The 13,727-nt window shown below is 70.1% G+C and carries 10 protein-coding genes; all 10 read right to left on the bottom strand.

The features are described 5' to 3' along the window. Positions 1-13: 13 nt before the first annotated feature. Genes ALI144C_RS09850 through ALI144C_RS09895 form a run of 10 tightly spaced genes read right to left on the bottom strand, consistent with a single transcriptional unit; the run spans position 14 to position 13,717 of the window. Positions 14-1,849 (bottom strand): phosphopantetheine-binding protein, encoded by a 1,836-nt coding sequence (locus tag ALI144C_RS09850; RefSeq protein WP_083752882.1) that lies wholly within the window; start codon positions 1,847-1,849, stop codon positions 14-16. Next, positions 1,806-5,366, bottom strand: a complete 3,561-nt coding sequence (locus ALI144C_RS09855; RefSeq protein WP_076986731.1) for a type I polyketide synthase — start codon at positions 5,364-5,366, stop codon at positions 1,806-1,808. The genes ALI144C_RS09850 and ALI144C_RS09855 overlap by 44 nt, the downstream gene beginning before the upstream one ends. Then, positions 5,359-7,023 (bottom strand): condensation domain-containing protein, encoded by a 1,665-nt coding sequence (locus ALI144C_RS09860; RefSeq protein WP_076986732.1) that lies wholly within the window; start codon positions 7,021-7,023, stop codon positions 5,359-5,361. Before ALI144C_RS09860 ends, ALI144C_RS09855 begins: the two co-directional genes overlap by 8 nt. Beyond that, positions 7,020-8,531, bottom strand: a complete 1,512-nt coding sequence (locus ALI144C_RS09865) for an amino acid adenylation domain-containing protein (protein WP_076986733.1) — start codon at positions 8,529-8,531, stop codon at positions 7,020-7,022. Before ALI144C_RS09865 ends, ALI144C_RS09860 begins: the two co-directional genes overlap by 4 nt. Continuing rightward, complete coding sequence (locus ALI144C_RS09870; RefSeq protein ID WP_076986734.1) at positions 8,528-9,859, bottom strand: class I adenylate-forming enzyme family protein; 1,332 nt, start codon at positions 9,857-9,859, stop codon at positions 8,528-8,530. The genes ALI144C_RS09865 and ALI144C_RS09870 overlap by 4 nt, the downstream gene beginning before the upstream one ends. Continuing rightward, on the bottom strand, positions 9,856-10,326 hold the full coding sequence (locus ALI144C_RS09875; RefSeq protein WP_076986735.1) for a hypothetical protein: 471 nt from the start codon (positions 10,324-10,326) through the stop codon (positions 9,856-9,858). Before ALI144C_RS09875 ends, ALI144C_RS09870 begins: the two co-directional genes overlap by 4 nt. Next, a complete protein-coding gene (locus ALI144C_RS09880; RefSeq protein WP_143230547.1) occupies positions 10,323-11,432 on the bottom strand; it encodes a beta-ketoacyl-[acyl-carrier-protein] synthase family protein in 1,110 nt (369 codons plus the stop codon). The genes ALI144C_RS09875 and ALI144C_RS09880 overlap by 4 nt, the downstream gene beginning before the upstream one ends. Next, the gene (locus tag ALI144C_RS09885) at positions 11,429-11,932 is read right to left on the bottom strand and encodes a 3-hydroxyacyl-ACP dehydratase FabZ family protein (protein ID WP_202818906.1); all 504 of its coding nucleotides are present in this window, start codon (positions 11,930-11,932) and stop codon (positions 11,429-11,431) included. Before ALI144C_RS09885 ends, ALI144C_RS09880 begins: the two co-directional genes overlap by 4 nt. Further along, entirely contained in the window at positions 11,919-12,344 is a 426-nt protein-coding gene (locus tag ALI144C_RS09890; protein WP_202818907.1) for an acyl-CoA thioesterase, read from the bottom strand. Before ALI144C_RS09890 ends, ALI144C_RS09885 begins: the two co-directional genes overlap by 14 nt. Continuing rightward, positions 12,341-13,717, bottom strand: coding sequence for an aminotransferase class III-fold pyridoxal phosphate-dependent enzyme (locus tag ALI144C_RS09895; protein WP_076986737.1), 1,377 nt, complete (start codon positions 13,715-13,717; stop codon positions 12,341-12,343). Before ALI144C_RS09895 ends, ALI144C_RS09890 begins: the two co-directional genes overlap by 4 nt. Positions 13,718-13,727: the final 10 nt, after the last annotated feature.

Below are 13,727 nucleotides of genomic sequence, written 5' to 3' on the forward strand. Positions count from 1 at the left end.
TTCCACGGCGGTTTCAGGCTTCGGCCAGACGGTGGGTCAGGCTCGGCACTGTGGGGTTCTCCAGGATCATCCGGACGGGTACGCGCAGTCCCAGCCGTTCCCGCAGCCGGGCGGCCATCCGCACGGCGATCATCGAGTGCCCGCCGAGGGAGAAGAAGTCGGCGTCCGGATCGACCGCCCGGACGTCGAACACGTCGCACCAGATGGCGGTGACGACGGCCTCGACGGTGTCGCCGACGAGCCAGCGCTCACCCACCCGAGCAGTGGCGTGCACATCGGCTGCCAGTTCGGCGGACAGGTCCGCCCAGAGAGCGTCGAGACGATGCCTGGCCGTCTCACATGCCGCGTCGGCCAGGTCTGGAGACACGGCGGAACGGGCGAGCACGACCGCCATCCCGAGCAGTTCACCGCCGATCCGGCCGATCAGCGCGGTGACGCGTTGCCGGGCGAACAGCTCGGCCTGCGAACGGCTCCGGGTCAGGGAGAAACAGGTCGTGCCCAGCCGAGCGGCTTGTGCTTGCACGTAGTCCCGGTGGCTGTCACCGCGCGTCTCGGTCGGCGGATCCGTTGGCTGGCCGGAGTAGTAGCAAGCCGTGAGGTTGTCCTCTGCCGACCAACGGTCCATCATCACGTCAACGCCACCAGCCACCCGCAGCGACCGCGCGTCACGCAGACAACGCTCGACCGGCAACGGCTGCGCGCCACGGGCGGCTTTGCTGCGCGCGGTCTCGTAGCCTTCCCCGCCGAGCAACGACATCGTCCGGTCGATCGCGCGCCAGGCCGCCAGCGAGGTGAGGTTCTTCGCCGCGGTGAGGTCAGGCGTGGTGTCGGCACCGAGCAGGCACCACAGCTGGACGCTCTCGATCGCGAAGACGTCGGCGGCCGTCTCCCCCACCGAGCGGCGGACTTCCTCGTAGGAGCCGAGATCACGACCGTCGATCCGGCGCCGGGTCACGAACTCGCGCGCCCAGTCCAGTGCCGACCGCGCGACCGCCAGCGACGGCGGGCCGATCACCAGGTGCCTGCCGAGCACGGCGAGACGCCCCAGGTCGAGGTCGCCGGACCCCGGCCGCATCCGCCAGTCCTGGTCGACGGATTCGGGCATCAGGTGCTCGGCGGGCACGCGCACGCCGGACAACCGCAGCACCCCGAACGGCGCCCCACGCAAACCCATGAACTCCTGTGTGGTCACCACTTCGAAGCCGGGGCTCGTGGTGTCCACGAAGAACAGCCGGACCGAGCCGTCCAGAGTGGCCGAGACGTCGAGGAAATCGGCGATCGCGCCGTTGCCGACGAACAGCTTCTCGCCGGTGAGCAGGTACGCCGTGCCGTCCTCGGTCGGCACGGCGACGGTCGTCCTCGTCTGGTTCGCCGCGCCTGCCACCTCGGCGTCGGCCGCCGCGGACACGATGCCCTCGGCGACCCGGTCGGCGATGACGTCACGCAGCGGCCCGGACGGCAGCACCTGCAGGTACGCGCCCGAACCGAATCCATTGTGGATGGACAGCACGAAGGCGACCGGCATCGACCGGCGCGCGGCCGTTTCCACCACCCGGCAGGCGTTCAGCCAGGACAGTCCGAGGCCACCGAGCTCCGCGGGGATCATCAGCCGCATCAGCCCGGCGTCCTGCAGCGCGGCGACGAACCCGTCGGGGAGCTGCCCGGTCGCGTCGACCTCGTCCGGATCGACCCGGCGCAACAACTCCGTCAGGACGGCCACCGCTTGGTCTCCGGCGAGCTTGTCGGCTGGGTCCTGCTCGGGGAACGGGCTCAGCAGATCCCAGCGCACCCGCCCCGCGTACAGCTCACGGAGCACGCTCGTCGCCGGCGAGGTATCGGAGGAGGTCATGCGTCCGCTCCCGGAAGTAGAAGTGATCGCCTGGGAAGATCCGTGTTTCGAAGGGCCCGGTGGTGTAGCCGCGCCAGGCGTCGAGCAACTCGCCGCGTTCCTCGTCATCGCTGCCGCCGAGTGCGGTGATCGGGCACGTCAGCGGGGCGACGGGCCGTGCACGGTAGTCGGCGACGATGGCGAGGTCCGCTCGCAGCACGGGCAGCATCAGGTCGAGCATTTCGCGGTTGCCCGACAGTTCGGGCGGGATGCTGCCGTACTTCGCTTCGACAGCGGTGAGCACGTCATCGGCGTGATACAGCTCGGTGCTGGGGTTGTGCAGGTGCGGCGCGCGGAACGCCGACAGGTGGAGCTGTTCGGGGCCTGGCCGTCCGGCGTCTCGCAAGGCGCAGGCGACCTCGTAGGCGACCAGTGCGCCGAGGCTGTGCCCGAAGAACACGAACGGCTCGACCAACTCGGTTTCGGCGATGAAGTCGTCCACCAGCGGTCGCATCGTGGTGTACGGCTGCTCGGCCAACCGGCTGCCCCGGCCGGGTGGTTGCACCGCCCACAGTTCGACTCCGGGCAGGCTGTCGGCCCAGGCCAGGTACTCCCCTGCTGAGCCGCCGCTGTGCGGGAAACAGTACATCCTCAGTGGAGCGTCGGGCCTGGGTACGCGGCGCAGCAGCCATCGCCGGTCCTGCGCGGGGGCGGCTGTGTCCTGGGCGTCGACCAGTGCGGCCAGCCGAGCGACCGTCGGAGCTTGGAAGAACGTGCGGGCGGTGAGACCGTCCCCGAGCTCATCACGGACCGCGCCAAGGATGCGGGCGGCGACGAGCGAGTCGCCGCCGAGGTCGAAGAAGTCGTCGTGGGCACCGACATGGGACATGCCCAGTGCTTGGGCGAAGGCAGTGGCCAGGATCTTCTCCGTGGCCGTCATCGGCGCCGCCGTGGTGTCCCGTACCGGGGCGGCCTCGGGGATGTTCTCCTCGTCGAGCCGGAACCTGGTTCGTTGGAAGGGATACGTGGGCAGCTCCACCTTGCGTCGCACGTGATCCTGGTGCAGCGCGGACCAGTCGAGTGCCACGCCGGACGCCCACAGCCGTCCGGCGGCGCGCAGCATCGTGACAGTTCCACCGTCCCGGTCGGGCGCTATGGCTGCGGGCAGGCTCTGTGCCGTCGGCCGATCGGTGGCGCAGGCGGGATGGCGGCGGGCAAGAGTGCTGAGCGTGTAGCCAGGTCCTACTTCCAGCAACGCGTGTTCACCCGATGCGAGCAGGGTTTCCAGGGCGTCGGAGAACCGGACGGTGTGCCGCAGGTGGGCCGTCCAGGACTCGGTGTCCAGTGCTTCCTCGGCAGTGACCAGAGCGCCGGTGCGGTCGGAGATCCACGGGATCGCCGGTGGTCGCTTCGGGACGTTCTCGACCACGGCCGCGTATTCGGGCAGCACCGCTTCGACAAACGTCGAGTGCGCGGCCGCGGAGATCCGCAGTGGACGGACGTCGACCGCACGGGACTCCAGCAGCGCCCGCAACGCCTGCACTTGGTCCGTCGGGCCCGTGACCACGCACTGGTCCGGACTGTTCACCGCCGCCACGACCAGGTCACCGGTGAGCAGCGGTGCGAGCTCCTCCGGGACAAGGGGAACGGCGAGCATCGCACCGGCAGGAAGGTCCCCGAGCAGGCGCCCACGGGCGAGTACCAACCGCATGGCGCCCACCAGATCAAGCACTCCTGCGGTCATGGCCGCCGCGTACGCACCGAGGCTGTGCCCCAGCACCACTGCCGGGACGACACCCCGCGCGAGCCACAGCTGTACCAACGCGTACTGGACGGCGAACAACGCGGGCTGACAGAACCGCATCTCGTCGAGCCGCTCCTGTGCCCCGGCATCATCACGCGGGTAGATCACGTCACGCAGATCAACACCGAGGTCGTCGGCGGCCAGGTCGGCGCAGGCGGAAACGGCCGACCGGAACACGGGTTCGTCGCGGTACAGCTCGGCGCCCATCCCGAGGTACTGGCCACCCTGCCCGGGGAACAGGAACGCCATGGAACGCCCGTCCCGCGCGGTCGCCCGTTCCTCGGTGGGCAACGCCGAGGCAGAAGCCACGACGAACGCTCGTTCCGGGAAATGCCGCCGCCCGGTCTGCAGTGTCCACGCGATGTCACCGAGCGCGTCCGTCGTGCGCGTCAGGTGTTCGGTCAACCCACGAACCGCCGCCGCGAGAGCCTGGGACGTACGCGCGGACACTGGCAGCAACTGATGTCCGTCACGTCGCATCGGCTTCGGCGCCTGCGGGGATTCCTCGACCACCACGTGCGCGTTCGTCCCACCGAGACCCAACGAGTTCACGGCGGCCCGGCGCGGCGTCTCCCGGCGCGGCCACGCGAGTGGTTCGGCGCTGACCACGAACGGGCTCCGCTCCAGCATCAGGTCGGGGTGCGGGCGGCGGAAGTGCCGTGTTCCGGGGATGACACCGTGCCGCAAGGCGAGAACCACCGTGATCAGGCCGATCACCCCCGCGGCCGCGTCGGTGTGGCCGGTCGACGACTTCACCGAGCTCAACCGGCAGAACCCGGTGGCTTCGGTCCCGAACGCCTTGGTCAGGGCGCGTACCTCGATCGGGTCACCGGCTTGCGTCCCGGTGCCGTGCGCCTCGACGTACTCGATCGTGGTGGGATCGATGTCCGCCACGAGATGCGCGGTCCGCACCGCCTCCGCCTGCCCCGCCACGCCAGGCGCGAAGAAGCCCACTTTCCCGGCGCCGTCGTTGGTCACTGCCGAGCCCCGGATCACCGCCAGCACGCGGTCGCCGTCGTCGAGCGCGTCCTCCAATCGTCGCAGCACGACGACACCGGCACCGTCGCCCGCGACCGTGCCGTTCGCGTCGGCGTCGAACGACCGGCATCGCGCGTCTTCGGACAACACATCCTCGTCGCCCCCGCCCGGCACAGGCGTGGGGACGTGGACAGTCACCCCACCGGCGAGCGCCAGGTCGCAGTCGCCGGACAGCAGCGCCTGGCCCGCCATGTGCACTGCCACAAGCGATGTCGAGCAGGCGGTCTGGACGGACACGGCCGGTCCGCGCAGGTCGAGTTTGTACGCGACCCGGCTGGTGAGGAAATCGGAACCGGAGGCGTTACGCAGTTCCCACGATGTGCTGCCCGGGAAACGGTGTTGGTGCGCGCGCAGCGCGCTGGTGTGCTCGGTGATGCCGCAGCCGCCGAACACCCCGATCGAGCCCGGGTACGTTGACGGGTCGCATCCGGCGCTTTCCAAGGCCTCCCAGGCGCATTCGAGGAACACGCGGTGTTGCGGGTCCAGCATCAGGGCTTCGCGTGGGGAGAACCCGAAGAAGGCCGCGTCGAACATGTCCGTGCCCGGCACCACGCCGTACCCGAACACGCGCCCGTCCGTCTCCTCGCGGGTGATCAGGTCGTTCCCGGAGAGGAGGTTGGTCCAGAACTGGTTTATGTCGCGTGCACCGGGGAACCGGCCCGCCATCCCGACGATCGCCAAGTGGTGATCACTCATCGCGTGTCCTCACGGCGGCCCGGCGGCGCTGGCGGAGCCGGTCGCGACCGGTGGCCGACCGTTCGGCCGACCGAACTGGCGCTGGGTCGTCGGAACCGCTGAGGTGCTGGGCGAGCGCGGCCACGGTCGGGAATTCGAGGAGCGTCACGAGCGGCGGCGTGGTGCCGGTCAGTTCCCGCAACCTGCCCTGCACGGCAGTCAGGGCGAACGACGTCCCGCCCAGATCGAAAAAGTTGTCGTGCGGTCCGACCTCGTCGAGCCCGAGCACGTCCTGCCAGATCCCCGCCACCTCACGCTCCACCGTGGAGTCAGCGCGACCGGCGGATGTCGGTGGTCGTGGCACGTGCGGCGCGGGTGGCGTGAGGTCGGCCAGCGCCGGACTGGCGGACAGCGGCACGGCCGGATTGGTTGCGGCCCAGGCCAGCAGGTGCTCGAACCGCCCGGCGAGAAGCGCGATCGTGCTCTCGTCGAACAGGTCGGTCCGGTAGGTGATCGTCAACCGGAAGTCGTCGCCCGTCGCGCGGAAGATCGTCACGTCGATGTCGACCTTGGCGTCGTCGGGCGGGCAGTCGACAACGGTGGCTGTGGTGCCGGTCAGCCGGGGCGCGGCGATCGGCTCGGGCTCGAACGAGAAGAAGGCCTGTACCAACGGCGCGTGTCCGGGGTCGCGGTCCGGTGCCAACTCCGCGACGAGCCGATCGAACGGCACGTCCTGGTGCTCCAGGGCGTCCAGCAGTTCCGACTGCACCCGCTGCGCCAGTTCACCGAAGCCCGGGTCACCAGTGGTGTCGACGAGGATCGGCAGCGTGGTGACGAAGAACCCGATCACGGCCTCGAGTTCGGCCCGGTCCCTGGTGCTCACCGGGACACCGACGAGCACCTTCGGCACACCGGACGACCGAGCCAGCAGCGCCGCATAAGTCGTCAGCGCAAGGACGAACGGCGTCACCCTCAACTGCTGTGCCAGGCTCAACGCCGGTGTCATGACCGCGGCGGGCAGCGTGCGGACGTGGTTCGCGCCTTGCGTTCCCGCCAGGCGCGGGCGGGGCCGATCGGTCGGCAACCGCAGCACGGTCGGAACGTCGGCCAGCCGTTCCCGCCACCAGAGCAGGTCCTCGGCGGCGGGCAGTCGGCCGTTCTGCCAGGCCGCGTGGTCGACAAGCTGAACGGTCAGGCGAGGCAGGTCGTTCCGGCCGTCGTAGGCGTCGGCGAGTTCGTCGAAGAACAGGTGGATCGACGGACCGTCCGTGATGAGTTGGTGCATTACCACGAAAAGGGTGTGCCGCTCCGGCGCCGACCGGATCAGCCGTGTGCGCAGCAACGGACCGGTTTCCAGGTCGAACGGTTCACGGACCCACTGCCGCACCAACGTGTCGGAGTCACCCGAAGCGACCGGCAGTTTCACAGCCACGGGGGTGAGCCGTTGCGCGGCGTCGGCGAACGTCGTGCGCAGGGCTTCGTGGCGTGCCACGATCCGGCCGATCGCGGCCTCCAGCCGGGGCACGTCCAACGGACCGTCGAACCGGACAGCCACCGGCACGTTGTGCATCGACGTACCGGGGTGCAACTGTTCCACCAAGTACAGCGCACGCTGTGCGGGCGAGAGCCGCAGCGGGGCACCGGTTCTGGGCAGCACCGGGATGATGTCGCCGGTCATGCCGTGCTTCCTTCCGGGGTCGCCAGGGCGAGCCGATCGATCTTGCCGCTGGCCGTCCGGGGGAACGACCCGACGACCTCCACCCCGGCGGGCACCATGTACGCGGGCAGGCGGTCACGCAGCATCGCCAACAGCCGCACCGGGAGTCCTCCGTTCTCCGAACCGGTCGGCACGACGTAAGCCCTCAGGTACCGTTCCTCCGCAGCGGTACCGGCGACCGCGACCACGGCCTGTGCTACGGCCGGATCGGAGTTGAGGACGGTCTCGATCTCGCCGAGTTCGATCCGGAAGCCGCGGACCTTCACCTGCGTGTCCTGGCGGCCGAGGAACTCCACCAGACCGTCCGGGCGAACACTGCCCAGGTCACCGGTGCGGTAGGCGGGCTGGTTCGGGTCGAGCGGGTCGGGTCGGTAGCTCTGCGCGGTGCGTTCGGGCAGCCCGAGATACCCGGGTCCGACGGCGGCGCCCGCGATCCACAGCTCCCCCACGGTGCCGTCCGGCACCGGCCTGCCGTTCTCGTCGCACACCAGCACGCGGGTGTCGCGGATCGGGGTGCCGATGGACGGCAGGTCCTCCCATGTGGACACGTCGGCGGGCAGTTCGTACGCGGTGGCGACGTGGGTTTCCGTGGTGCCCCACTGGTTGACGAGGCGGCAGTCCGGCAGCCGGGTGAACAGCGCCCGGATCCGGTCACTGGCCTGCACCTGTTCGCCCGCGGTGAGGATCTCGCGCAACGGGTGCGTCGCCGGGCTCACGTCGTCGGCGAACAGGGCGAGGGACTGGATCATCACGAACGGCACGAAGATCCGGTTGATCCGCTCACGTTCGACCAGGTCCCACAGCAGCTGCGGGTCCAGTCGCTCGTCCTCGGTGCAGCACACGACTGTGCCGCCTTCGCCGAGGGTGGTGAGCACCTCCTGGTAGATGATGTCGAACGACGCCGGGGAGAACTGCAGTGTGCGATCCCCGGCGCCGCAACCGCTCGTCTCGCTCTGCCACGCGATCAGGTTCGCCAGGTTGCGGTGCGCGTACCGGACTCCTTTGGGGCGGCCGGTCGAGCCGGACGTGTACACCACATACGCCAGGTCGTCCTCTGTGGACTGGACCGGCACATTCTCGTTCTCCGCGTAGACAAGCTTGTCGTCGTGCGCCACCGGATGGAATCCCCCCAGGCGTGCGAGCGGCTCCTCGTGGCCGATGATCAACCGCACTCCGGCGTCGGCGCACATGAACCGCAGCCGCTCGACGGGATAGCCGACATCCAGGGGCACCGCGGCGGATTCGGCACGCAACAGGCCGATGATCGCGACGATCAGGTCGATGGAGCGTTCCAAGTGGACGCCCACGGTCGTGGCGCCGAGTTCGCGCACCTGGTGCGCGACGCGCCCGGCCCTGGACCACAGCTCTCCGTAGCTCAGCGTCTCACCATGCGCGCGGACAGCGATTTCGTCCGGGGACATCGCCGCGCGGTCCGCGACGGCGTGGAGTTCGGGAACCGTGCTGGTCACTTGTGCCACGCTCCGTCCGCAGTCGGGCGCACCGTGATGCGGTGCGGGCGCTCGCTGCGCAGCAGCAACCGGTTCAGCGCACGCTCGATCTCGGCGGCGTGCTGCGGGCCTGGGTCGTCCATGGACACCTCAAGGTCGTATCGGACTTCGTCGCGGTCGTCGCGGTAGACGGTGGTGGCGCAGTGCCGCACGCCCGGCACCTGGGTGGCGATCCGCCGCACCGACGGCAGCCAGACCTTCTCCCCGCCGACCACCACGGAGTCGCTGAGCCTGCCGAGGAAGTAGTGGTAACCGTCGTCGTCGATCCGGAACCGGTCCCCGGTGGCGACCGCGCCGGACTCCGTCAGCGGGCTCGGGACGCTGTCAGGCAGGCGCCTGCGCAGGGCCGTGTCGGATTCGACGAACAGCTCACCGCCCTCGCCCAGTCGCGTCGTGACTCCAGGCAACGGCAGGCCGACCGACGACCAGCGGTGCCCGGGTTCATCGTGGACGGCGAGGGTGCTCACCCGTGGTCCGGCTTCGGTGAGACCGTAGGTGAGATAGAGCTCGCGCGTCAGCAAGGCCTTGACGTGCCTCGGGTCGAGCGAGTCACCGCCTACGGTGAGAACACGCAGCGTCGACGGGATATCCGGTGGGTCGTCGACCAGGCGGATGGCGGCGCTCGGGGTCAGCGAGGAGACAGTGACCTCATGTGCCGCGATGGTGCTCGCGTAGGCCCGAGACGTGAAGGGCGGGCCGGAGATGACCAGACGTGAGCCGCGTACGAGCGCTGCCAGCGCTTGTGCGACAAGCGCGTACGAGTAGTGCAAGGGAAGGCACACCAGAACGGTGTCGTTCACGTGCTGCCCGATCGCGTCCGCGTGCCGGGCAGCGTTGCGTAACAAGGCGTCGATGCCGTGCAGGCAGCCACTCGATATGCCCGCCGTGCCCGACGTCAGGAGGATGACGTCGCCCCGGCGATGCACCTGCGGGATGCCCGTCAACAGCACCGCCTCGGCCGCTCCGAGATCGTGGGTGCGCGTGGCGCCGTGACGGCTCGGCTCGACCCGTGCCGCGATCAGGGCGGTCGCGCCGAGCCGGTCGGCGATCGTGGCGATCCGGGTGGCTCCCGACGCGGGGGCGACCGGTACCGGTACGCCGCCTGCCAGCAGCACGGCGAAGAACGCGGCGAGCATCGCCTTGCCGTTGGGCAGGGCGACCAGGACCGGTGATCCCGGGACGAAGTCCAGGGCCGCGACCCCGTCGACGATCTCCGCTGGTTCGATGGGCGGGTTCACGGCGTCGACGGTCGTGTCCAGGAACGCGAGCACGGTCTTCCGGTCGATCATCGCTGGGTCGCCAATACGACACTGTGGACGTGGTGCGGGTCCGTGGTGTGTGCGCTGAGCACCACGTGCGCGGCAGCGCCCGTGCGTAGCCACGACTGGGCAACAGTGAGCGCCGTCTGCCTGCCGACTTGCGGGCCGGTCGTCAGCAGCAGGCTGGGGCCGCGGAATCCGTGCACCCGGCAGGCGAGGCTTGCGGCTCCACCGGGGCTGGCTCCCGCGAACCGCAGCGGGGACAGCCGCCCGCCCGCGATCTCCGCCATGGTGTCCCGTGTCGCGTGTGTGCTGATCAGGATGACTGCCACGTCGTCCGGTGACTTCTGGACGGAGTCGGGGCACTCGGCGAGTGCGGCGTCGATCGCCGCCAGCACGAGCCACGCCACGGGGTCGACGTACATCGATGGGATCCGGCGTTCGGTTCCGACGCCGTCCGCGTGCCCCTCGCCCAACACTGCGAGTTCGTCGATCATGCCGCCTCCAGGACCAGGCAGGTGTTGAAGCCACCGAAACCGAGCGTGACGCTCAGCCCGACGGTGCCCGTGAACGACAAGGCCTCACCGACCGGGAGCCGGAGCGGGAAGTCGGGAATCGGGTTCGTCAACCCCGCCACAGGAGGGACGCGACGGTCGCGCAGCGCCAGCAGCACCGCGACGGCCTCCATAGCGCCCGTCGCACCGAGGGTGTGCCCGAACGCACCCTTGGTGGCGAACGCGACCGGTCCAGCGCCGAAGACCCGGCGGAAGCTGCGCGATTCGACGTCGTCGTTCACGGGCGTGCCCGAGCCGTGGGCGTTCACCACCGCGACTTCGGACGCGTCACGGCCCGCTGCCCGCAGTGCGGTGCCGACCGCGCGGACCACCGTGTCGCCGGAGGGGTCGGGGGCGGTCGCACCGGTGGCGTCGTTGGCCGATCCGGCCCCGGACACCGTGCCGTGCACGCGGGCGCCTCGTGCCTCGGCCGAGCGGGCCGACTCCAGGACGAGGAACGCCGCGCCCTCGCCGAGGATCGTGCCGTCCCGTGCGACGTCGAAGGCTCGCAGCCGGGTCGGTGACATGGTGCCGAGCAGGGAATGCCCGATCCGCTTGGCCGGGGTGAGGACGTCCACCCCGCCGACGACGCAGATGTCGGTCACGCCTTCGGTGATCAGCGCGGCCCCGACCAGAACGGCGTCCGACCCGGCGGAACACGCGGTGCTCAGGGTAATCGGAGTGTGCGCCATGCCGGTCACCGTGGCGATGTCGTCGCCCCAGCGGCCGAGCGAGTCCGCCGGGCTGTCCAGGTGCGGGCCGTAGCTGGTGCCCGCGACCAGGCGCAGCCGGGGGTCGGGGAGGTCCAGTCCGGCGTCGGCCACCGCCGCCAGGAGGGTCTGGCAGCCGAGCAGGTGCTGTCGCCCGGTGTGGTCGTCGTCCATCGGGAGATCCGGCAGGACGACCGCCAGGTCGTTGCGCACCGGGTGGGCGGTGGGGACCGGCTTGATCCCGGACGCACCGGACAGCAACGCGTCCCACACGTGGTCCAGACCGGTGCCGAGCGCGGTGTGCCACGCCATCCCGGTGACCCGGACGTCGCCGGTCACCACCACTGCTCCCCCATGTCGGCGACCTTGAGCCGGACCAGGTTGGCGCGGAACGCGGCGACCGGGCGGCCGTCGACGGCGGCGCGGCCGGAGAAGAACAGCGTGTTGCCGACCAGGCGGTCGAAGGTGACGTTCAGCAGGACGTGGTCGCCCGGCACGACGATCTTGAGGAACCGCGAGTCCATCGCGCCGACCAGGGTCAGTTCGTCGTCGGCCAGCCGGGAGGTGCTGACCTGGAACAGGATGATGCCCGCCTGGGCGAACGCCTGGCTCAGGTGGCTGGCCGGGAAGATCGCGCGTTCGGGGAAGTGCCCGGCGATCGCGTCCATCTGGGCGGACACCGCCAGGCTCGCGACCAAACGCTCGTTGGGCACGTAGTCCACGACCCGGTCCAGGTAAAGCATCGGGTGGCGGTGCCGCAGCCAGGTCTTGATCTCGGTGAAGCCCATGGTGCGCGTGGCCGAGCCGTTCGTCACGGCACGGGACTCAGTGGAGTGCATGGTCTGTGGCCTCCGTGAGGACGTCGTGCAGTGCGGATGTGAGCACGCGTGGCGTGCCGGTGGCGCGGTCGACCAGCCCGAGAACGAGCGTGCCGACAGCCAGTTCCACGTCGTCTACCGGTCGTCGTACGGTGCTGTCGATGCGTACGCGTGCGGCGCCGACATGGTTGACCGCGGTTTCGAGGCTCAATTCGTCGGGGTAACGCGCTGGGGCGCGGTAGCGGATGGTCAGTTCGGTGACGACCAGTTCGGCGCCGTCGCGGGCGAGGACGTCGATCCCGGCGCCGAGGCGTTCGAGGTTGTCCAGCAGTGCTGTTTCCATCAAGGACGCGTAGCGGGAGAAGTGCACGACCCCGGACGCGTCCGTGTCGACGTGTTCGACCATGCGGCGCACCGGCGACAGGATGGTCACGCCGTTTCACGTCCTGTCGCGACTGCCCCGGACACCAGACGGTCCACAATGGCCTCGATGTCCGACCGGGTCGCGACCAGCGGCGGGGCGACACGCATCGTCGGGTACAGGTAACGCAGACCCTGCGATCGGCGCCCGGCTCCGGACATGAACTCGACGTACACGCCCGCGCGGATCATGCACTCGCGCACCACATCCCGCTTGGCCGCGGCCTGCTCGGTGAGCTCGACGCCGTGCAGGTGACCCGTCCCGCGGGCCTCCGTGAACAGGTCAGGGAACTTGACCACGAGCTGCTCGTGCAGCAGCGTGCCCAGGTACGCCCCGAGCTCGCCGGAGCGCCCCAGCATGTCCTCCGCGACGATGTGGTCCAGCCCGGCCCGGATCACGGCACACGTGAGCGGCCGGAGGTCCGACGTCGCCACCGCGCCGGTCGCCCGCACTCCCAGGTCGCGGCGCGCGATGACCATCGACGTCGACAACGCGCCCATGCCCAGGCTCTTGCCGATCACGGTGATGTCGGTCGGGATCGCGCCCTCGCTGTCGGTCATCGCGAAGAACCGGCCCGACTTAGCGAAGGTCAGCACCTCGTCGGCGACGAGCAGCGCCCCGCTGTCGGCGGCGAGCTCGGCCAACTCGCGCAGGTAGCCGTCCCGCGGGACGAGGATCCCGGCGTCGCCCTGGATCGGTTCGACGACCACGGCCAGCACGCGGTTGCCGTTGCGCGCGAACCACTCCCGTGCCGCGTCGAAGTGCCCGAACGGGATGTGCTCGACGGTCAGCCCGAACGGTTCGGGCGCCAGCGACGGCAGGCCGACCCGGTAGTGCCGTCGGTTGAGCGTCGGGAGCAGCCCGCCGGTCCAGCCGTGCCACGCCCCTTCGAACGCCAGCACGAGATCGCGTCCTGCGGCGCCGGGAACGGGCCGCAGTTTGCGCCCGTCGAACCGGGACTCGAGGGCGAGCCGCAACGCCAGCTCCATCCCCTCCGAGCCGGAGTTGCGTCCGCTGACCACGTACTCGGCTGCCGGGAACCGGTCGGCGAACAGTCCGCTCGGGCCGAAGAGGCGCTCCAGCAACAGCGATCGTTCCGACGACGCGACTTCGTCGGTCACATAACCCGCTGTGGCCACCGCGTCGGCCAGCGCGGTGCCGACGACCGGCGACCCCGCGCCGAGGCACGCGGATCCGTAGCCGCCGCTGGCGTCGAGCACGTCGAACGGCTGACCGGCGCGTGGTCCGTGCAGTTCGACGAACGTGTGCACGATCCCGCTGGCTCCGGTGCACCCGAACGGGAGCCGTGACCCGTAGTGGTCGAACTGGGCGACTCGGTCGAACCAGGTCGCCGACAACGCACCGGGCGAATGGATGGCAGACATGGGGACGTCC

It is taken from the genome of Actinosynnema sp. ALI-1.44, from assembly GCF_001984155.1.
Classification (GTDB): Bacteria; Actinomycetota; Actinomycetes; order Mycobacteriales; family Pseudonocardiaceae; genus Kibdelosporangium.

Bases quoted from the DNA above. Each gene is read 5' to 3' on its own strand.
- ALI144C_RS09860 (WP_076986732.1), bottom strand. From the start codon at position 7,023: ATGACCGGCGACATCATCCCGGTGCTGCCCAGAACCGGTGCCCCGCTG.
- ALI144C_RS09870 (WP_076986734.1), bottom strand. From the start codon at position 9,859: ATGATCGACCGGAAGACCGTGCTCGCGTTCCTGGACACGACCGTCGAC.
- ALI144C_RS09895 (WP_076986737.1), bottom strand. From the start codon at position 13,717: ATGTCTGCCATCCATTCGCCCGGTGCGTTGTCGGCGACCTGGTTCGAC.
- ALI144C_RS09850 (WP_083752882.1), bottom strand. From the start codon at position 1,849: ATGACCTCCTCCGATACCTCGCCGGCGACGAGCGTGCTCCGTGAGCTG.
- ALI144C_RS09885 (WP_202818906.1), bottom strand. From the start codon at position 11,932: ATGCACTCCACTGAGTCCCGTGCCGTGACGAACGGCTCGGCCACGCGC.
- ALI144C_RS09875 (WP_076986735.1), bottom strand. From the start codon at position 10,326: ATGATCGACGAACTCGCAGTGTTGGGCGAGGGGCACGCGGACGGCGTC.
- ALI144C_RS09855 (WP_076986731.1), bottom strand. From the start codon at position 5,366: ATGAGTGATCACCACTTGGCGATCGTCGGGATGGCGGGCCGGTTCCCC.